This window comes from Streptomyces sp. NPDC127084 (genome assembly GCF_042724175.1).
Classification (GTDB): Bacteria; Actinomycetota; Actinomycetes; order Streptomycetales; family Streptomycetaceae; genus Streptomyces.
On record NZ_JBHXFA010000132.1, the window covers coordinates 1 to 20,334 of the forward strand.

General features: G+C 68.5%; 15 protein-coding genes. 11 read left to right on the forward strand and 4 right to left on the reverse strand.

Annotated elements, in window-relative coordinates; genetic code table 11:
• Nucleotides 1–36 precede the first annotated feature (36 nt).
• Complete coding sequence (locus ACFWI9_RS25890; protein WP_387165439.1) at nt 37–3,096, reverse strand: glycosyl hydrolase; 3,060 nt, start codon at nt 3,094–3,096, stop codon at nt 37–39.
• Nucleotides 3,097–3,446: 350 nt separating this feature from the next.
• On the opposite strand from ACFWI9_RS25890, the gene ACFWI9_RS25895 reads away from it, so the two are divergent.
• From ACFWI9_RS25895 to ACFWI9_RS25915, 5 genes are all read left to right on the forward strand, one after another.
• Nucleotides 3,447–4,472 (forward strand): LacI family DNA-binding transcriptional regulator, encoded by a 1,026-nt coding sequence (locus ACFWI9_RS25895; RefSeq protein WP_387165440.1) that lies wholly within the window; start codon nt 3,447–3,449, stop codon nt 4,470–4,472.
• Between the two features lie 445 nt (nt 4,473–4,917).
• Nucleotides 4,918–6,216 (forward strand): extracellular solute-binding protein, encoded by a 1,299-nt coding sequence (locus tag ACFWI9_RS25900; protein ID WP_387165441.1) that lies wholly within the window; start codon nt 4,918–4,920, stop codon nt 6,214–6,216.
• A gap of 110 nt (nt 6,217–6,326) precedes the next feature.
• A complete protein-coding gene (locus ACFWI9_RS25905; protein WP_387165442.1) occupies nt 6,327–7,274 on the forward strand; it encodes a carbohydrate ABC transporter permease in 948 nt (315 codons plus the stop codon).
• Nucleotides 7,271–8,209, forward strand: a complete 939-nt coding sequence (locus ACFWI9_RS25910) for a carbohydrate ABC transporter permease (protein ID WP_387165443.1) — start codon at nt 7,271–7,273, stop codon at nt 8,207–8,209. The genes ACFWI9_RS25905 and ACFWI9_RS25910 overlap by 4 nt, the downstream gene beginning before the upstream one ends.
• Before the next feature lie 62 nt (nt 8,210–8,271).
• On the forward strand, nt 8,272–9,696 hold the full coding sequence (locus ACFWI9_RS25915; protein ID WP_387165444.1) for a GH1 family beta-glucosidase: 1,425 nt from the start codon (nt 8,272–8,274) through the stop codon (nt 9,694–9,696).
• A 676-nt stretch (nt 9,697–10,372) separates the two neighbouring features.
• Here ACFWI9_RS25915 and ACFWI9_RS25920 read toward each other — a convergent pair.
• A complete protein-coding gene (locus ACFWI9_RS25920; protein ID WP_387165445.1) occupies nt 10,373–11,008 on the reverse strand; it encodes a hypothetical protein in 636 nt (211 codons plus the stop codon).
• Between the two features lie 267 nt (nt 11,009–11,275).
• Entirely contained in the window at nt 11,276–12,037 is a 762-nt protein-coding gene (locus tag ACFWI9_RS25925) for a DeoR/GlpR family DNA-binding transcription regulator (RefSeq protein WP_387165452.1), read from the reverse strand.
• A 359-nt stretch (nt 12,038–12,396) separates the two neighbouring features.
• Between ACFWI9_RS25925 and ACFWI9_RS25930 the strand changes: the two genes are divergently transcribed.
• From ACFWI9_RS25930 to ACFWI9_RS25955, 6 genes are all read left to right on the forward strand, one after another.
• Nucleotides 12,397–13,158 carry a DeoR/GlpR family DNA-binding transcription regulator gene (locus ACFWI9_RS25930; RefSeq protein WP_387165453.1) on the forward strand — a complete coding sequence of 254 codons (762 nt, stop codon included), beginning with the start codon at nt 12,397–12,399 and terminating at the stop codon, nt 13,156–13,158.
• A gap of 100 nt (nt 13,159–13,258) precedes the next feature.
• Nucleotides 13,259–14,620, forward strand: coding sequence for an ABC transporter substrate-binding protein (locus ACFWI9_RS25935; protein ID WP_387165446.1), 1,362 nt, complete (start codon nt 13,259–13,261; stop codon nt 14,618–14,620).
• Nucleotides 14,617–15,591 (forward strand): carbohydrate ABC transporter permease, encoded by a 975-nt coding sequence (locus tag ACFWI9_RS25940; RefSeq protein WP_387165447.1) that lies wholly within the window; start codon nt 14,617–14,619, stop codon nt 15,589–15,591. Before ACFWI9_RS25935 ends, ACFWI9_RS25940 begins: the two co-directional genes overlap by 4 nt.
• Nucleotides 15,588–16,469 (forward strand): carbohydrate ABC transporter permease, encoded by an 882-nt coding sequence (locus ACFWI9_RS25945; protein ID WP_387165448.1) that lies wholly within the window; start codon nt 15,588–15,590, stop codon nt 16,467–16,469. Before ACFWI9_RS25940 ends, ACFWI9_RS25945 begins: the two co-directional genes overlap by 4 nt.
• The gene (locus ACFWI9_RS25950; protein WP_387165449.1) at nt 16,466–17,458 is read left to right on the forward strand and encodes a zinc-dependent alcohol dehydrogenase family protein; all 993 of its coding nucleotides are present in this window, start codon (nt 16,466–16,468) and stop codon (nt 17,456–17,458) included. Before ACFWI9_RS25945 ends, ACFWI9_RS25950 begins: the two co-directional genes overlap by 4 nt.
• On the forward strand, nt 17,455–18,366 hold the full coding sequence (locus ACFWI9_RS25955) for a PfkB family carbohydrate kinase (RefSeq protein ID WP_387165450.1): 912 nt from the start codon (nt 17,455–17,457) through the stop codon (nt 18,364–18,366). Before ACFWI9_RS25950 ends, ACFWI9_RS25955 begins: the two co-directional genes overlap by 4 nt.
• A gap of 143 nt (nt 18,367–18,509) precedes the next feature.
• Here ACFWI9_RS25955 and ACFWI9_RS25960 read toward each other — a convergent pair.
• A partial coding sequence (locus ACFWI9_RS25960; RefSeq protein WP_387165451.1) for a copper-translocating P-type ATPase occupies nt 18,510–20,334 on the reverse strand: 1,825 nt, incomplete at its 5' end.

Genomic DNA, 20,334 nt, shown 5'->3' on the forward strand with positions numbered 1-20,334 from the left:
AGTGGGGCATGCCCCACTGGCCGGGCCGGGTTCCCGTCAGGTGAACGGGATCGTGAGGACGGAACCCGTGCCCACCTGGATGGTGGAAGGACCGTTGCCCAGGGCGCTCCAGACCTCGACGCGGATGGTGCCGCCGTGCAGGTCGCCCAGCGTGCCCGAGGCGGAGAGTGCTCCCTGCCGGGCGGAGGAGTAGTCCTCCCAGCCGCTGATCGGATCGGAGGCGAAGTAGCGGAACGTCTCGACTCGGTCGAAGGCGCCGTCGCCGGTCAGGTCGTAGGAGACCCGGGCCTGCTGGGCATAGCCGACGTTGGTCCCGGCGTCGACCTTGACGGTGAAGGCCGTTCCGGAGCCCGCCTTCAGGGTGCCCCTGACGTTCTTCACCTCGTAGACCAGCGGGTTGTACGGGGTTCCATCATGGTTGGCGCCGCCCGCGGACGGGATGGTGTCCGAGGAACCGGTCGAGGCCGCCTGGGTGGTCAGCCGGCCGCCGGAGCGCAGGTAGAAGGTGCCGCCGGTGACCGGCGGGAGCCCGGAGGTGGTGACGGTCACGGTGGCGCTGGCCGGCCCTACCTGGTCGGCGGTGTCACGGGCCCTGATGCTGTAGGCGTACTGGGTGCTGGCGGTCAGCCCGGTGTCGGTGTGCGTGGTGCCGGTGACCGTGGCCACCTTGGTGGTGCCTCGGAAGACGTCGTAGTCCTTGATGCCCTCGTCGTCGGTGGCTGCTTCCCAGGTCAGTGTGATGGAAGTGTCGGTGTCGTCACCGACGACAGGGGTGCCTGGCGCAGTGGGCCTGTCGTTGCCGGAGGCGCCGCACAGGGTGCCGAGCTCGGTGTCGTCGCCCGCGCCGGACGCGGTGGACTTCGCCGGGACGTTCAGCACTCCGCCGTCGGAGAAGACCACCGAGCACGCCACTGCTGTGTAGTTGTGCGCGGCGTAGGTCCTGGTGCCGTTCTTGTCGAAGACGACGGCTGTCGGGGAGTTGGCCGTGACGGTCATGTCCGGTGATCCGATGGCGTTCATCGTGGCGACCCAGTGATAGGTGTGGGCCTTGGTCTCGCCAGCCTCGGGGACATAGCCGCCGTTCCACTGGTTCCAGTAGCTCATGGCCTTGGCCGGGTCGTAGAGCGCCTGGACCTGCCAGAAGATGTCCTTCCACTCGGCGGCCGGGCCGCCGTTCTCCCTCTCCATCTCGGCCACACTGCGGTTCAGCATGGCCCTCTCACGGGCCAGATGCAGCGAGCCACCGGTCATCGGGAGGAAGTTGATGCCGTGGATCTCCTCGGGGTTGGCGGTCCACCAGGTCGCGTACGCGCCGCCGCTGCTCCAGACCATGCCGACGACATCATGGGTGAAGTCCTGCGGGTAGACCTGCTGGTCGGCGTCGAACCAGTACTGCGCGATCGACTCCGATTCCGTCGTCATCATGTAGACGCCTTGGTCACGCAGTGCCTTGTCACCCGTCGCCGAGCCCCACATGATCAGGCCGGCGCTGAGGTTGATCGACTCCGATGACGACTCCTGGTTGTTGCCGGCCGCGAACGCCTCGTGGCCGGCGGCCCAGCTGTGGCCGGCGTAGACGTCGAAGCCGCGCAGGAACGGGTACTTGGTGTCGTTCCTCGCCGGGTTCGCGGCGTCCTTGATGAGCTCCTTGACCATGCCGCCCCACTCGGAGTCGGCGGCCCACCGGGGGTCGTACTGCGCCACGATGGCGGCGGCCATCACGTAGTACGAGTAGTGGAAATGGTGGTCGTTGAGCTCTTGGTCGCTTCCGTACGAGGCCGGATACCCGATGAGGGTGCGCCAGTCCTTGTCGTAGGAGAACTCGGAGGGGCCGCCGACCGTCAGCCATTCCTCCATACGGCCCTTGATCAAGGTCAGCAGCTTGTCCCGGTTGGCGGTGTCCCCGGCCTGGTCCGCGAGGGGGACGAGCTGGGCGAGCTTGCCCAGGGCCTTACCGGTCCAGTAGGTGTCGATCGCGCCGCTGAAGGGATCGCCCTGGGTCAGCACGTCGTTGATGTAGGCGTTGAGCTTCGCCTTGTCGACGCCAGTTGCACCCGGGAGGCCGGGCAGGACGCCGTTCACCTTCTGAGTGGTCGTGAAGGAGGTGCCTTCGCGGACCTTCATCTCGCCGCGTGACGAGGCGTACCTGTAGGCGGTCAGCGGATCGGTGGTGTGCAGCCACTGGTGGCGGTAGAGCGCCTGCAGGGTGCCGGTCTCGGTCCCCTCCATGGCCCGGGTGGTGACCGAATAGGTTGCCCTGACCTCACCGTCGCCCTCCCTGTACTCCCAGTCCACCTTCGAGCCGGTCACGAAACTGAAGGCGTACTTCTTGTAGTCGGCGAGGGCGTCCTTACGGGGAAGTACCGCGAGAGAGAAGTACTTCCTGGTGCCCAGGTCCGCCCGGATCTGATTGCCGGAGACGGTCCAGTCGCTGCCGCTCGGAGCGAACAGCGCGTAGTCATGACCCGCGATGGTGAGACCGAGGACGCTGCCCTGGTCGGCGAAGACGGTGGGCGGGGCCGCGGCGCTGATCTGTGCCGCCCCGCCGGTGCCTTCCGCGTAGACGTACGGCAGACCATGGCCGATGGTCGTCCGCAGACTGCGCGCTCCGTCGGCCCAGTGCGGGCTGACGGTCCAGTCGCTCCACCCGTCCGCCCTGGCGTCGGGAGAGTTGAGGCCTGCGAGTCCCAGGGTCAGGTCGGCCTTGTGCGGGAACTCGTACTGACGGCCGCCTCCCACGATCTGGTGCGTGGTCGGGTAGCCGACCTCCAGGCCTCCGGAGACCGCCTTGTAGGTGAGGGGGTGGCCGTACATGTTCTCCGACCACGGGTTACTGGAGAAGCGCTGGAAGGCCAGCGAGGACCACCAGTCGTTCGTCGGGACGGGGGTGTCCGCCATGGAGAGGGTGACTTTCGGCTTGACCGCCTGGCCACCGTTGTTCGACGGTCCCTGGCGGCCGACGGGCCGTACGTCGCTGTAGCTGCCCTTGCCCACCTTCACGGTGGCGGCTGAAGCGACACCGCTGCCGACGGTGCCCAGCGCCGCAGCGGCAAGAGCAGCCGTCGTCAACAACGACAGATTTCTGTGAGATCTCATGCGCAGCCCTTCTGAGAGCGCTCTCAACCCGCCGTCAACGTAGGGCGGCACTCTGGGACGGTCAATACTTCGAGCCAGAACCGCTTGCTGGCTGCCGGGTCGTCAAGGGGTTGAAGGATGCACTGCGGCTCCGGGTGGTCAGGCGGCTCCGTGCACGCCGATGGCGCTCGAGGGGCCCGCTCGGCCGAGTGCGCGAATCGCTTCGTACGCCATCGAAGCGCGGCTTCGCGGAGGAGGCGCCGTGAGGTGGGCGAAGACCTCTGGCTGGGAGCGCTCTCATGCTTCCGCGCTGCGGGACTATGCTGCAAGGGCGGCCCGCCGGACTTCGGCGCGTAGAACAGGAGAGCCTCTTGCCCGAGCAGACGATGACGTCTCGCCCCACCCTCGAAGAGGTGGCGGCTCGCGCGGGCGTCTCACGAGCGACGGTGTCCCGTGTGGTCAACGGCGGGTCCGGGGTGCGACAGCCGTTGATCGACAAAGTGCGCAAGGCTGTCGACGAGCTCGGCTACGTTCCCAACCAGGCGGCGCGATCCCTGGTCACCCAACGCACCGGCGCCGTGGCCGTGATCATCGCCGAGCCCGAGTTCCGGGTGTTCTCCGATCCCTTCTTCGAGCGGCAGGTGAGGGGGATCAGCAGGGAGCTGACGGCAAACGATCTTCAGCTGGTGCTGCTGTGGGTGGAGGGGGAGCCCGACCACGACCGGATCGCCCGGTATCTCTCCGGGGGGCACGTGGACGGCGCGCTTGCCTTCTCCCTGCACAGCGACGACAGACTCGCCCAACTGATAGCCCACAGCAGGGTGACGTCGGTGTTCGGTGGCCGCCCGCCCTCAGGCTCCTCTTCTGGGGTCCCCTACGTGGACTGCGACAACAGGGGAGGCGCACGGGCCGCGGTATCACACCTCGTTTCCGTGGGGCGTCGGACAATCGCGCACATCGCCGGCCCGGCCGACCAGACCTCCGCGGTGGACCGTGCGGCCGGGTACCACGACGTCCTCATCGACGCCGACCCCGCACTTGTGCAGTTCGGCGATTTCACTGAGGACAGCGGCGCCAGGGCAATGAGGACGCTGCTCGACCGGTGCCCCGGACTCGATGCCGTCTTCGCGGCGAACGACCTGATGGCGCGGGGCGCGCTGCGCACCCTTCTGGAGCGCGGCCTGCGGGTTCCCGAGGACGTCTCAGTCGTCGGATTCGACGACATGGAGGACGTTGCCAGCGGTGCGACCCCTGCCCTCACCACCGTTCGTCAGGACATCGAAGGTATGGGCCGCCTGATGGTCAGACTCCTGATGCGCCTTCTCAATCACCCTGAGCAGACGCGGGTCGATTCCATGATCACCCCGACCGTACTGGTGCAGCGCCAGTCTTCGTGAGATCGCAGGTGCCCCGGCCACACGTCGCGTCCCGTCTCCCCGGCGCCGATGCCGGTGACGCCCTGGACGGCTTCGGACGCCTGGCCTTTCAGACGCCCGGCGCGCTGGCTCGATGAGTCGGTGACGAGAAGCGTGGTGCCGGCTGTCGCCCGGCCGAACAAACTCGGATGGTTGGCGAACCGCCTGCATCGTCGCGCGATTTCGAACGATCACGACCGCAGTCCTCCCGTGCACTCCCCCAGCGGTCAGGCGTCCGTGGCCGCCGGCTGATGACGGCAGGGTCGAGGCTTCGCGGCCAAATCTGCCAACGACCCCCTCCTGTCGGTGAATCCAAGCCGATACCGCTTCAAGTCTTGACGGTGTACAGCGCTCCCGGGCAGTCTCCACATCGCATCTGAGAGCGCTCTCAAGTACTTCGTGTTCAACCGCAGCCCAGGAGGCCGTCATGACTACTGCCAGAGCCGCCAAGAGAGCGGTCTTCCGCCTCGGCGGAGTAGTGCTGGCCGGAACGCTGCTCGCCGCTTGCGGCTCCCCGGGCTCCTCGTCAGAGAAGGCAGGCGGCGAAGTCACCATCACCGTGGACCTGTTCGGCTCGTTCGGTTACAAGGAGGCCGGCCTCTACGCGGAGTACGAGAAGCTCCACCCCGGCGTCACGATCAAGCAGACCGCCACTCAGGACGAGGCCGACTACTGGAAGTCCCTCCAGACCCGGCTCGCCGGCGGCGGTGGCCTCGCCGATGTCCAGGGAATCGAGGTGGGCCGGATCGCGTCCGTCACCCAGCAGCAGACCGATCGCTTCGAGGACCTGCGGAAGTACGGCGCCGACAAGCTGAAGGGCGCGTTCGCCGAGGCGAAGTGGGCGGCCGCGACCGGGAAGAACGGCGAGGTCCTCGGCCTCGGCACCGACGTCGGCCCCGAGGCGATGTGCTATCGCACGGACCTCTTCAAGCAGGCCGGCCTCCCCACCGACCGCACCGAACTGGCAAAGCGTTGGGCCACCTGGGACGGCTACCTGGAGCTCGGCAAGCTGTACAAGACCAAGGCCCGGGGCAAGAGCGCCTGGTTGGACAGTGTCGGCAGCCTCTACTCGATCATGATCGGACAGGAGGAGGAGCGCTACTACGACGCCTCCGGCAAGCTGATCTGGGAGACCAACCCGGCGCTGAACAGAGCATGGGACGCCTCCGTGAAGGCGAGTGACGCCGGTCTCAGCGCCAAGCTCGACCAGTGGTCCCCGCAGTGGAACCAGGCTTTCACCGCCGGTTCCTTCGCCACCATCCCCTGCCCGGCCTGGATGCTCGGCTACATCAAGGGCCAGGCAGGTGAGAGCGGCAAGGGCAAGTGGGACATCGCCAAGCTCCCGGACGGCGTGGGCAACTGGGGAGGCTCCTACCTCTCCGTCCCGAAGGCCGCGAAGCACAAGAAGGAGGCGTACGAGCTGATCGCCTGGCTCACCGCCCCCGAGCAGCAGGTCAAGGTCTTCGCCAAGCAGGGCAACTTCCCCTCCGCCACAGGCGCGATCGCCGAGATCGCCCGCACCACGGACCCGTACTTCTCCGGCGCGCCCATCGGGCAGATCTTCGGGCAGGCGGCCGAGTCGGCCCCCGTCCAGGTCCTCGGGGTGCACGATCAGAACATCGCCCAGCAGATCACCAACGCGCTGAGCGAGGTGGAGCGCAAGGGCCTCGCCCCGGAGAAGGCGTGGGAGAACGCGAAGAAGGGCGTCGCGAACACTCTCGGATAGAGATCCGCTCAGCGCCCGGCTGCAGCTACCCGTCCTCCCTCCGCCGCCGTCTGACCCCGCTCGGCGGCGGAGGAGGCCCTCTTTCACTCCTCACGTCGAAGGGCCCCCCAGTGACCCTCACCGCCCTGGCAGAGACCGCGAAGCCGCGTAGGCCCTCCCAAGCGCGTCGCCTTCGCAACACGCTCGCGCCATACGCCTACGTCGCCCCGTTCTTCACACTCTTCGCAGCCTTCGGGCTCTTCCCGCTGATGTACACGGCCTTCGTCTCGCTCTACCGGGTGGAGCTCCAGACACCCGGTGACATGGAATGGCGGGGTTTGGGCAACTACGCCGCGTTGCTGAACGACCAGTACTTCTGGACCGCGCTGCGCAACACCTTCACCATCGGCGTGCTGTCCACCGTGCCGCAGCTGGTCATGGCGCTCGGTCTGGCGCACCTGCTCAACTACAGGCTTCGCGGCAGGACGTTCCTGCGGACGGCGATGCTGCTGCCGTACGCCACCTCGGTCGCCGCCGCCACCCTCGTGTTCGCCCAGCTGTTCGGCCGCGACTTCGGACTGGTCAACTACGTGCTCGGCCTCGTGGGTATCGGCTCGGTCGACTGGCAGACCGGCACCCTCGCCTCCCAGATCGCTGTCTCGACGATCGTCATCTGGCGCTGGACGGGGTACAACGCGCTCATCTACCTCGCAGGCATGCAGTCCATCCCGCCGGAGCTGTACGAGGCGGCCGAGATGGACGGCGCCTCCCGGTGGCGGCAGTTCTTCCATGTGACGCTGCCGGGGCTGCGGCCCACGATCCTGTTCACGGTCGTGGTCTCCACGATCGGCGCGACCCAGCTCTTCGGCGAGCCGCTGCTCTTCGAGGGCTCCATGTCGGGCGGCATCTCGCACCAGTACCAGACGCTCGGCCTTTACATGTACGAGCAGGGCTGGGGCTTCTTCCACCTGGGCCGGGCCGCGGCGATCGCCTGGGTGATGTTCCTGCTGATCCTGGTACTGGTCGGGGTCAACACCCTTATCGCACACCGCCGTTCCCGCACGGAGGCCGGCCGATGACCGTGCATACCGGCCCCGCCCCGGTCCCGGCACCCGACAGGCCGGCCGACCCGCCGACCGCCTCAGCCACCCCCGTGCGCGCGCGCCTTCCGCGCCGCGGGTCTTCCAGGGCCGGCCGCACCCTGCACGCCGGTCCGCTCGCCTACGCGATCCTCGTCGTCGCCGTGGTCGTCTCCGCATTCCCGTTCTACTGGACGATCGTCGCCGCGAGTCGCTCCAACGCCGATCTGGCGAAGGTCCCTCCGACCCTGTGGCCCGGACCGAACCTGATGCGCAACTTCGAAGCGGTCCTGGAGGAAGCCGACATCGGCAAGGCCCTCCTCAACTCCCTCTTCGTCTCCGGCTCGATCACCCTCGGTACCGTCCTGTGCTGCACCCTCGCCGGGTTCGCCTTCGCCAAGCTCCGCTTCCGGGGCCGGGGCGCGCTGCTCTCGGTCACGGTGGGCACGATGATGATCCCGCCGCAGCTCGGGGTCATCCCGCTCTTCATGCTGATCGCCGAGCTCGGCTGGGTGAACCAGCTCCAGGCAGTGGTCCTGCCCGGCCTGGTCTCCGCCTTCGGCGTGTTCTTCATGCGCCAGTACCTGCTTCAGTCGCTGCCCGACGAACTCATCGAGGCCGCCCGGGTCGACGGCGCCTCCACCGCCCGCATCTTCTGGTCGATCGTGGTCCCGATCGCCCGCCCCGGCATGGCCGTTCTCGGCCTGCTCACCTTCATGGCCGCGTGGAACGACTTCTTCTGGCCCATCGTCGCCCTGTCCTCCTCCGAGCCGACCGTCCAGGTCGCCCTTCGCCAGCTCGGCGGCGGATACGTCCAGGACCAGTCCGTGATCATGGCAGGCACCCTGCTCGGCACCCTGCCGGTGCTTCTGGTCTTCGCCTTCCTCGGCCGGCAGATCGTCGGCGGAATCATGCAGGGATCCGTCAAGGGCTGACCCGAGGCCAGTTCTGACAACGCTCAGACTTCCATCCGACCTGCACTGGGAGCAATCAGCCCATGACCGCACTCGACATACTCGCCAGCGACACGACCGGCCTTCGGTTCCCCAGCGGCTTCCGGTGGGGAACCGCCACCGCCGCCTACCAGATCGAGGGCGCCGCCACCGAGGACGGCCGCACCCCTTCCATCTGGGACACCTTCAGCCGCACCCCGGGAAAAGTCCACAACGGTGATACCGGCGACATAGCCGCCGACCACTACCACCGCATGCCCGAAGACGTCGCCCTCATGCGGCGCCTCGGCGTGACCGACTACCGGTTCTCCATCGCCTGGCCCCGCGTGCAGCAGAACGGGCGAGGGCCCGCTGTCGAGAAGGGCCTCGACTTCTACCGACGGCTCGTCGACGAACTCCTCAACGCCGGAATCCGCCCGGTCGCCACCCTCTACCACTGGGACCTGCCCCAGGAGCTGGAGAGCGCCGGCGGCTGGCCGCAGCGGGAGACCGCCCAGCGGTTCGCCGAGTACGCCGGCATCATGGCCGACGCACTCGGCGACCGGGTGGGGACCTGGACGACTCTCAACGAACCGTGGTGCGCGGCGTTCCTCGGATACGGAAACGGCGTGCACGCCCCGGGCCGCGCCAGCCACCTGGACAGCCTGCGCGCCGCCCACCACTTCAACCTGGCCCACGGCTGGGCGGTCCGAGCGCTGCGCGAAGTGCTCCCGGATACGTCCGAGGTGTCGCTGACCCTCAACCTCCACGCACTACGGCCGCTCACGCCGTCGGCCGACGACCTGGACGCCGTCCGCCGGATCGACGCCGTCGGCAACCGGATCTTCCTCGACCCCGTCTTCCACGGCCGCATCCCCGACGACCTGATCCGCGACACGGCCGCGATCACGGACTGGTCGTTCGTACGGGACGGGGATCTCGCGGTCACATCGACGCCGATCGACTCGCTCGGCATCAACTACTACTCGCCCACCGTCGTCGCCGCCGGAGAGCGCGAGTCGCCGTCGCCGTCCCCGTCGCCCTGGGCCGGAGCCGAACGGCATGTCCGCTTCCTGCCCGCACCTGGACCGCGCACCGCCATGGACTGGCCCGTGGACGCCGACGGACTGTACGAGCTGTTGACGCGGCTGCGTGACGACCTGCCGGGCGTCCCCTTGCTCGTCACCGAGAACGGCGCGGCGTACCACGACTACACCAATCCGTCCGGCCGGGTTCACGACCCCGAGCGCGTTTCCTACCTGCACAGCCACCTGAGTGCCGTGCACAGGGCGATCGAGGCCGGCACCGACGTGCGCGGCTACTTCCTGTGGTCGCTCCTCGACAACTTCGAATGGGCCTACGGCTACAGCAAGAGATTCGGCATCGTGCACGTCGACTTCGCGAGTCAGCGGCGCACGCCCAAGGAGAGCGCGGACTGGTACGCGCAGGTCATCGCGCTCAACGCGGTGGAAGGGCGGCAGGAAGGGTGAACCGATCGCCGCCGCAGCCACACCGAATCCCATGTGATGACTTCACCGTCATCCATATGTGCCAGGGCACGACGGCCACGCCTGGGCCGATGCCGGACGCAGGACGCCGGACGCCGGACGCCGGACGCCGGACCAGTGTGGCCCACCAGCAACAGGAGCGTTGCCTCCATGAGCCACACTGCGGTGGTACAGGGCCGGTCCGGTTCCGGTGTGACCGCCGGGTCGAACTCGTCGCATGTCCCGCCACCGCATGACCCGCCGGGCCACTCCCGGTCAGTCCACTGCGACGTACGCTCTCCCGCGGAACAACTGCCGCCCGACCACTCCACGAGTACGCATTGCGAGCGTGCCGTTCAGCAAGCCGCAACCCGGCTGGCGAAGCCCCGAGGCCCGCACGCTGTACAAGCAGCCTGACCTCCTTTCAGCACCATGACGTGGCGAATCGGCGATGACGTGACGCCTCCGTTGACTCGCCCTGCGCTTTCCCCCGGAGCCTGGGCGACACCGGAGCCCTGGCGGCTGCCTGACGGCCCGCCGGGGCTTCGGCTTGACCACCGCCCCACCCCACTCCCCCAACCAGTCGGATGGGTGCGGATGCGGATGGGACCGGCGGACGACCATGCACGAAACGTTTGAGTGACTGTGGCGCCGGGCTCCGATCACGCCGACCTGGTGGTCACTGAATCTGTCTTCCTGGCGTGAACGTGAACGGGCCGGACACGGGGGCTACACATTTGTCGACAACGCTCTTCTCACCGGCCGCCGAGCCCTCCAAGCAGAGCCGTCCGCTCTTGTCACGCAGGTCGATGAAGAACCGTGTGTTCGCACCCGACTGCTTCAGGTCGTGGATGCGCTCGTCGACGTAGCCGAGGTCGTTCAGGATCGTCCTGACCTTGGCGGGGGTGGGATCCGCCAGATCCCAGAGTGCCTGGGCGATGCGCTCCTCATGGAGGTTGCCAGCGCACCAGTCGCGAGCGTTCAACTCCACTTCCGGGCCCGCCGTGGGGGCGATGGGCTCGACCGGGTTGGCCGGAGGTGTCACACCGGGCGGCAGTGTCCTGGCCGGACCGGTCGGCGGCGCCTCTGGTGGGGCGCTCGGGGGGCACGACTGCTCGACCTTGTCCAGTATCTCCGTGAGGCTGGGCCGGGCCTCGGCGGTGTCAGCGGGCTTGCTCGCCAGTCCGCCAGCGCTTGTCTCCTCGGTGCCGCAGGCGGCGAGCGCCAGAGCAGCAAGAGCTGTTGTCGCGAGCGTGTGCCGTGGGCGGCGCGGGTAGAGGGCAACCGTGCTGGTCCGGGCAAGGGTTCGTCTCATGCGCCAAGTCTGTGATCAAACCGCACCCTGCAGGTGAGTACGCGTACTCACCTTCGTAGGGGCGCTCGCTCAACTTCCCACGTTGTCTGCGGGACAGGGCGAGCCCTTCGTATGGTTCTCCCACCCAGGGGCGTCGGGTGTGGCTTCCAAACTTCTGCCGCTTGTGGCTACCAACGATTGGCCGCCTGACGCCCCACGACCACTGACTCCGGTCCGAGGTGTCGTATGGCAGCGGGGCATCGCGGGCGGCAGCACCGCGGCACGGGATCAGACCCGCAGGACCTGGGGCCCGAGGGCCGCATAGCGACGTGCCTCGGCCGCCGGGAGGTTGCTTCCGGTGATCACGGCCTCGAAGTCGGCGACCTCCGCGAAGCGGCAGAAGCTCGCCACCCCGAACTTGGTGTGGATGCCGCAGAACACCCGGCGGCGTGCACGTTCCATCGCCCGCGCCTTGACCTCGCCCACCGCAGGGTCTGGCGTGGTCAGACCGTAGGTGGGGCTGATGCCATTGGCACCGATGTAAGCGAGGTCGACGACGAAGCCCGACAGCATCCGGGTCGCCCAGTGGTCCACCGTGGCCACGGTTCCGCCGCGGACACGCCCACCCAGGGCGAACACCTGAACGTTTCCGCGCACTGCCAGAGCGGCGGCGGTGGCCAGCGAAGCGGTGATCACCGTCAACCGCCGATCGCGGGGGAGCGCCTCGGCGATCAGCTGCGGGGTGAAACCCTCGTCGATGAAGACGGTCTCCGCATCGCCCAGCAGGTTCGCCGCAGCCGAGGCGATCCGGGTCTTCTGCCCCACATGGCGGGTGGCCCGCACGGTCAGCGTGGACTCATAGCCCGCGCTCTCCACCGGGTAAGCGCCGCCGTGCGTCCGCCGCACCAGACCGCTGTCCTGGAGCGCCCGCAGATCGCGGCGCACCGTCTCCGGAGCCACTCCCAGGGCTTCGGCGAGGGCACCGACATCGGCGCACCCCTCTCTCCGTACGGTCGCGAGCACCTCGCGCCGCCGTCCGTCGGCATCCAGTGGTCTCCCCTTCCGCTTGGACACTCCGGTAGGACGGTCTTCGCGCGCCCTACGTTGCCTCTTCACGAAGTATTCACACGAGCAGGGAGTTCGCCCCGCCCACGCACCCGATGTATCCATCGGTAACACCAAGGTCCGCAGACCGGGCAGCGAACGGGCCGCCTCTACGAGGGAATCGGGCACCGCGCACCACCACCCGAACCCGCGCAGCCCTGGGCCGGCAGGGCGGAGCACGCCTGGAAACGGGCAGGATCGGGCACCGAGAGCTGCAGATAGAGCCTGGGCAGGCGCGCCGGAGCCTTGTAGAAACGTTGCACCAGCCTGAACAGGCACCACCGCACAAGAACAGGGACGACGTCGTGGACACCGAGGTGCGCCGGCGCGGCATACTCCAACTCGCCCGCAAGGAAGGGACCGTCGACGTCTCCAAGCTGGCCGTGGAGTTCCGTGTCGCCAAGGAGACCATCCGGCGCGACCTGCACACCTTGGAAGAGCACGGGCTCGTCCGCCGCACCCACGGCGGGGCCTATCCCGTGGAGAGCGCAGGCTTCGAGACCACCCTCGCGGTGCGCACAACCCGGCACGTGGCGCAGAAGGCCCGCATCGCATCGGCCGCCGCCAACCTGCTCGGCGACGCGGAAACGGTATTCCTGGACGAGGGATTCACCCCACAGCTCATCGCCCGCTCGCTGCCCCGCGACCGGTCGCTCACCATCGTCACCGCCTCGCTCGCCGTCGCCCACACCCTGTCCGACACCGACCGCTTCACTGTGCTCTTCCTCGGCGGCCGGCTCCGCGGCGGCACCCTCGCCTCCGTCGACCACTGGGCGACCCGGATGCTCTCCGGCTTCGTCATCGACCTCGCCTACATCGGCGCCAACGGAATCTCCCGCGCCCACGGACTCACCACCCCCGACCCGTCCGTAAACGAGGTCAAGGCGCAGGCCGTCCGAAGCTCCCGGCGCCGCGTCTTCGCCGGCGTCCACACGAAGTTCGGAGCTGTCAGCTTCTGCCGCTTCGCCGCGGTGACCGACGTGGAGACCATCGTCACCGACGCCGGGCTTGCTACGTCCGAGGCCCAGCGCTACTCGCTCCTGGGGCCCCAGGTCATCCGCGCCTGACACCCCTGACCGGACGCTGCCGTCCCCTGCCCCGGGATTGGGCGGCCGCGACCCCCAACAGCCCGTCTCTCGACCCACTGTCACCTCACAGGAGATCGTCATGCCCTTTCGCAGCCGGCGACGCGCCGTCAACAAGCCCCGGGCCGGAGCTCTCGCCGTCACAGCCTCCCTGCTCGCCGGTTGCAGCGGGGCCGGCGGCGCGGTGGGCTCCGACGGGCGGGAGCTGAACGTCCTGATGGTGAACAACCCGCAGATGCTCGACCTTCAGAAGCTGACCGCCGCACACTTCACCAAGAAGTCCGGCATCAAGGTCCGCTTCACCGTCCTCCCGGAAAACGACGTCCGCGACAAGATCAGCCAGGACTTCTCCAACCAGGCCGGACAGTACGACGTCGCCACCATCAGCAACTACGAAGCGCCCATCTACGCCCGCAACAAGTGGCTGCACCCGCTGGACGACTTCGCCGCCAGGGACAAGACGTTCGACGAGGACGACATCCTGCCGCCATTGCGTGAGTCCCTCACCGCCGCCGACGGCAAGCTCTACGCCGAACCGTTCTACGGCGAGTCCTCCTTCCTGATGTACCGCAAGGACGTCTTCGCTCAGAACGGACTAGCCATGCCCGCACATCCCACCTGGAAGCAGGTCGCCGACCTCGCGGCCAAGGCCGACGGTGTCCAGCCCGGTATGAAGGGGATCTGCCTGCGCGGTCTGCCCGGCTGGGGCGAGATGATGGCCCCGCTCACTACCGTGGTGAACACCATGGGCGGGACCTGGTTCACGAAGGACTGGAAAGCCCGGCTGGACTCGCCCGAATTCGCCAAGGCCACCAAGTTCTACGTCGACCTGGTCCGCGCCCATGGAGAGGCGGGCGCACCCCAGTCCGGATACGCCGAATGCCTCAACATCATGCTCCAGGGCAAAACCGCGATGTGGTACGACGCCACCGCAGCCGCCGGGTCCCTGGAGGCCGCCGATTCCCCGGTGCGGGGAAAGATCGGCTACGTCCCCGCCCCCGTGGACAAGACCAAGAGTTCCGGCTGGCTCTACACCTGGGCATGGGGCATACAGAAGGCCTCCAGCAAGTCCGAGGATGCCTGGAAGTTCATTTCCTGGGCCTCCGGCAAGGAGTACGAGGAACTCGTCGGCTCCACCGTCGGCTGGGCCAGTGTCCCCGCGGGCAAGCGCTCCTCCACCTACGACAACCCGGCCTACAGGACGGCGTCCGCGGCATTCGCCACCGCCACCCGCGACGCCATAGCTTCCGCCGATCCTCGCAACCCCGGCCTCCAGCCCCGGCCCGCTCCCGGCATCCAGTTCGTCGGCATCCCCGAGTTCACCGACCTCGCCACCAAGGTGTCCCACGAGATCAACGCCGCCGTCGCGGGTCACCAGTCCGTACCCGACGCCCTGAAGAAGGCCCAGCACCTGGCCGAGAAGGTCGCCGAGGAACAACGTTGAGAACCGCCCTCAGCACCCAGCCACCGGCACTGACCCCAGCACACCGGAACCCGGACGGAGCCTCTCCTCGCCCAGGCAAGACACACGCTTGGGCCACCCGGGCACCGCTGCTACCCGCCCTGGTCTTCCTGATCGCCGTGACTCAACTGCCCTTCGTGGCCACTCTGGTGATCTCCGGATTCGACTGGAACTCCCTCGACCCCGCAACCCGCCGCTTCACGGGGCTCGACAACTACGTCACCGTCGCCACCGACGCCGACCTACGCAGCTCGGTCGTCACCACGGTGCTGCTCACCGCCACCGTGGTCCTGATCAGCCTGGTCCTCGGCCTCCTTTTCGCCCTACTGCTCGACCACTCCTTCCCCGGCCGGGGAGTCGTCCGCACCATGCTGATCACCCCTTTCCTCCTGGTGCCTGTCTCCGCGGCACTGCTGTGGAAGCACGCCCTGTACAACCCCGAGTACGGGCTGCTCAACGGTGCCTGGCACTGGATCGCCGGCCTCTTCGGCCACCGCCGTCCCGCCCAGCCCGACTGGCTCTCGGACATGCCGCTGCTCGCCGTCGAAGCCGCCCTCGTCTGGCAGTGGACGCCGTTCATGATGCTGATCCTGCTTGCCGGGCTGCAGAGCCGCCCCACCGAAATCCTGGAGGCGGCACGCATCGACGGCGCCGGGCCCTGGCAGAGCTTCAGCAACCTGACCCTGCCCCATCTGCGTCGTTACCTGGAACTGGGCATCCTGTTGGGCTCCATCCACATCGTGCAGAACTTCGACGCCGTCTTTGCCCTGACCTCCGGCGGCCTTGGCACCGCCAACCTCCCCTACACCATCTACGAGACCTTCTACCGCGCCCACGAGTACGGGCTCGCCTCCGCAGCCGGAGTCCTGGTCGTCATCGGCACCATCGCCATCGCGACCGCAGCGCTGCGCGTGGTGTCCTCCCTCTTCAACCAGGAGGGCGGCCACGCATGAGGACCCTCACCGCACCGCCACGTATCCGCACCACCGGCACACCGCCCGCCGCCCGACGACGACGCCGCCGCGGCACCGCACTCGGTGTGGCCGCCTGGCTGGTCGGCATCACCTTCTCCCTGCCGGCCCTGTGGATGCTGCTGACCTCGCTGCACTCCGAGCCGGACGCCGCCACCAACCCCCCGTCCCTCACCGCGCCGCTCACCCTGGACGGCTACCGCGCCTTCTTCGGTACAGGCGGCGCCGGCCCCTGGCCTCCGCTCATCAACTCGACCACGGCCTCGGTGGTGTCGACGCTGCTGGTCCTCGCGCTCGCCCTGCCGGCGGCGTACGCGCTTTCCATCCGCCCGGTCCGCAGGTGGACCGACGTGATGTTCTTCTTCCTCTCCACCAAGATGCTGCCAGTGGTGGCCGGGATGCTCCCGGTGTACCTGTTCGCCAAGGACGCCGGTCTGCTGGACAACGTCTGGCTGCTGGTCATCCTCTACACCTCGATGAACCTGCCGGTGGCGGTCTGGATGATGCAGTCCTTCCTGGGTGACATCCCGGTCTCCATCATCGAGGCCGCCCAGGTCGACGGCGCCCGGCTGCCCGCCATCCTCGTCCGCATCATCGGCCCGGTGGTCAGTCCCGGCATCGCGGCCACCGCGCTGATCTGCTTCATCTTCAGCTGGAACGAGATGCTCTTCGCGAAGGTCCTCACCGGCGTCACAGCCCAGACCGCACCGGTCTTCCTCACCGGCTTCGTGACCAGCCAGGGCCTGTTCCTCGCCCAGTTGTGCGCGGCGTCGGTCGTCGTGTCCCTGCCGGTGCTGGTCGCCGGCTTCGCTGCCCAGGACAAACTCGTCCAGGGCCTGTCTCTTGGAGCGGTCAAATGAAGGCTGCGCTCATCGAGGCGCCCGGCGAGGTCATACTCGCCAGCGTCCCCGATCCGGCGCCCGGCGCGCGGGAGGTGGTCGTCGGCGTCACCGCCACCGGCCTGTGCGGAACCGATCTGCACATCCTCCAGGGTGAGTTCGCGCCCACCCTGCCCATCATCCCAGGCCATGAGTTCGCCGGCGAGATCGTCGCGGTCGGCAGCGAGGTCACCGAACTCGCCGTCGGCGACCCGGTGGCTGTCGACCCGAACCTGCACTGCCACGAATGCCGCTACTGCCGCTCCGGCCGCGGCAACCTCTGCGAACGCCGGCAGGCCATCGGCGTCACCGTGCCCGGAGGTGCGGCCGAGTTCGCCGTCGTCCCCGCGGCCAACTGCGTACGGCTGCCGGAGCACGTCGACGTGGCGGACGCTGTGCTCATCGAACCGCTGTCCTGCGCGATCCGCGGCTACGACGTGCTCAATGACAGCACGCTGGGCGCCGAGGTGCTCATCTACGGCTCCGGCACCATGGGGCTGATGATGCTGGAGCTGGCCAAGCGCACCGGTGCCGCCTCCGTCGACGTACTCGACGTCAACCCCGAGCGCCTGGCCACCGCCGCCGAACTCGGCTGCAGCCGCAGCGCGGCCCACGCCAGGGAGCTCGACAAGCCCGACGGCTGGGACTTCGTGATCGACGCCACCGGCAACGCCCAGGCCATCCAGGACGGCCTTACCCGAGTCGCCAAGGGCGGCACCTTCCTCCAGTTCGGGGTCGCCGATCCCGCCACCACCGCTGTCATCCAGCCCTACCGCATCTACAACCAGGAGATCACCATCACCGGCTCAATGGCGGTACTGCACAGCTTCGACCGCGCCGCCGCCCTCTTCGCCAGCGGAGTCCTGGACCCGGCGGTCTTCATCAGCGACCGCCTGCCGCTCGAGCAGTACCCCCAGGCCATCGAGCAGTTCACGACGGGTGTGGGTCGCAAGATCGTGGTCCAGCCATGAGCGACAGAACCCGCCAGATCCTGGTCATGGGCGAAGCACTGGTGGATCTGGTGCCCGGTCAGGGTGGCTCCACCATTTGCCGCGCCCTGCCCGGCGGCGCGCCGGCCAACGTGGCCGCCGGACTGGCCCGCCTGGGAATCCGCAGCTTCTTCTCCGGAGCCCTGAGCGACGACCCCTTCGGCACGCTCTGCGAGAAGCGGCTCACCACCGCCGGAGCCGACGTCACCATGTGCGCGCGCAGCTCACACCCCACCGCGCTGGCCGTAGCCCTCCCCGACACGGGCACCAATCGCTACGAGTTCTACCATCAGCGCACCGCCACCTTCCAGATCAACCCGGTCATCTACGACCTCGACCGCTTCTGCGCGGTGTACGTCGGTGGTCTGGCCGCCGTGGTCGCCCCTGCGGCGGCCGCGGTCCTGGCCACGGCCCGTGCCGCCGCGGCCCACTCGGTACTCGCGGTGGATCCCAACGTCCGGCAGGTCAGGGGCGTGGACCCGAAACACGCCCTCGACTCGCTCCGCAAGTTGTGCGACCTCGCCCACATCGTCAAGACCAGCGACGAGGACGCCGTAGAGCTGTGGCCCCACGACGCACCCGAGGTGGCCTGCCGCAAACTCGCCGCCGACGGCCGCCTCGTCATCCTGACCCGGGGTGGCCGCGGAAGCAGCGTGTTCCTGCCGCTCGAAGACAGTGTGTCGGTGCCCGCCATCACCGCCGAGATCGTCAACACCATCGGCGCCGGCGACGCGTTCATGGCCGGGATCCTGGCCCGCCTGTCCCGGGAGGGCATGCTACGCCGTCGCGCCCCCGCCGAGATCACCCCACGGCAGGCGCGCGCCATGCTGCAACAGGGCGCCCTGATGGCCGCCCGCGTCTGCGAGCAGCCCGGCGCGGACCTCCCCTGAGCGGCAGGTATCCCCTCAGTCCGGTGTCGCCCGCCTCCGGTTGACACCGGCGGCCTTGGCCGCCGGTGTCCGCCGCACGGCTGACGGTCTTCCACCAGTCGAACTGGTGGAAGACCGTTTTCCAGCAGGCCGACGTCTCGAAGTCACGGCGCGGGATCGCGCGCGGAGGTGGAGACGGCGGATGGCGCTTCCTGGGGGAGCCGCAGGCGTTTGAGCGAGAGTGCGTTGACGGCCACGATGATGCTGGAGCCCGACATGGTCAGGGCCGCGATCTCGGGGCGAAGCACGAGTCCGATCGCGGGTTCGAAGACGCCGGCGGCGATCGGCAGGGCGATGGCGTTGTAACCGATGGCCCAGCCGAGGTTCTGCCGCATCTTGCGCAGGGTGCCACGGCCGATCCGCAGGGCTGTCGGCACGTCGAGGGGATCGGAGCGCATGAGGACGACGTCGGCCGTCTCGATGGCGACGTCCGTGCCGGCCCCGATGGCGATGCCGAGGTCCGCCTGGGCGAGGGCAGGGGCGTCGTTGACGCCGTCCCCGACCATGGCCACCTTCCTGCCCTCCTGCTGCAGTTCGGCGACCTTGGCCGCCTTGTCGCCGGGAAGGACCTCGGCGATGACCGTGTCGATGCCCAGCTGACGGGCGATCCGCTCGGCCGTGGCCTTGTTGTCGCCCGTGAGCATGACGACCTGAATGCCGAGTGCGTGTAGTGCGGACACGGTCGCGGCCGACGTCTCCCGGGGTGTGTCCGCGATGGCGATCAGCGCCGCCGCTTGTCCGTCGACGGCGGCGATGATCACGGTGCGGCCCGTTGCTGCCAGCTCATCGCGCTGTGCGGTGAGAGGGCCTGGTTCCACCCCCTCGCTCAGTGCCAGTCGGCGGTTGCCGACCGCGATGCGGTGGCCCTCGACGATGGCGGTGGCTCCGTGACCGGGGATGTTCTCGAAGTGGCGTGCAGCGGACGGAGGGGACCCCTGTGTCTGCGCATACCGGACGATGGCTTCAGCCAGTGGATGTTCGGACTCCCGTTCCACGGCGGCCACCAGGCGCAGCGTCTCGCGCTCATCCGTTCCCGGCGCGACGACGACGTCCGTCACCTCGGGTTCTCCCTTGGTGAGCGTGCCGGTCTTGTCCATCACGACGGTCTGGATGCCGGCGGATGCCTCCAGGGCGGCCGCGCTCTTGAACAGGACACCGCGGCGGGCACCCAGACCCGTACCCACCATGATCGCGGTAGGGGTGGCGAGCCCCAGCGCGTCGGGGCAGGTGATGACGACGACGGTGATGGCGAACAGCATCGCGGCGCTGAACGACCGGTCGGTGGCGAGCAGCCACACGGTCAGAGTGAGGGCGCCGCCGACGAGGGCGACGAGAACCAGCCAGAAAGCAGCCCGGTCTGCCAGCCGCTGGCCCGGCGCCTTGGAGTTCTGCGCCTCCTGGACCAGCTTGACGATCTGGGCGAGCGCCGTGTCGGAGCCGACCCGGGTGGCGCGGACCCGCAGCGTGCCGTTGGCGTTGAGAGTGGCGCCGACCACCGGCGAGCCAGGGGACTTGTGCACCGGCAGGCTCTCGCCGGTCACCGTCGACTCGTCGACCTCGCTCTCGCCCTCCTCCACGACACCGTCCGCGGCGATCTTGGTACCGGGACGGACCAGCAGCAGATCCCCGACGGCGACGTCCGAGCTCGGTACATCGACCGGCTCTCCGTCGCGCAGGACCAATGCCCGCGGCGGGGCGAGGTCGAGCAGGGTGCGGATCGCGTCGTTGGCACCGCCTCGGGCTCGCATCTCGAACCAGTGCCCAAGCAGCACGAATGACGCCAGCACCGTAGCCGCCTCGTAGAAGACGTCGCCACCGCCGCTCAACGTGATGACCAGCGAGTACAGCCATCCGGCGCCGACCGCGACCGCGACGAGCACCATCATGTCGAGCGTCCGGGCACGCAGGGCCCGCAGCGCACCCCCGAAG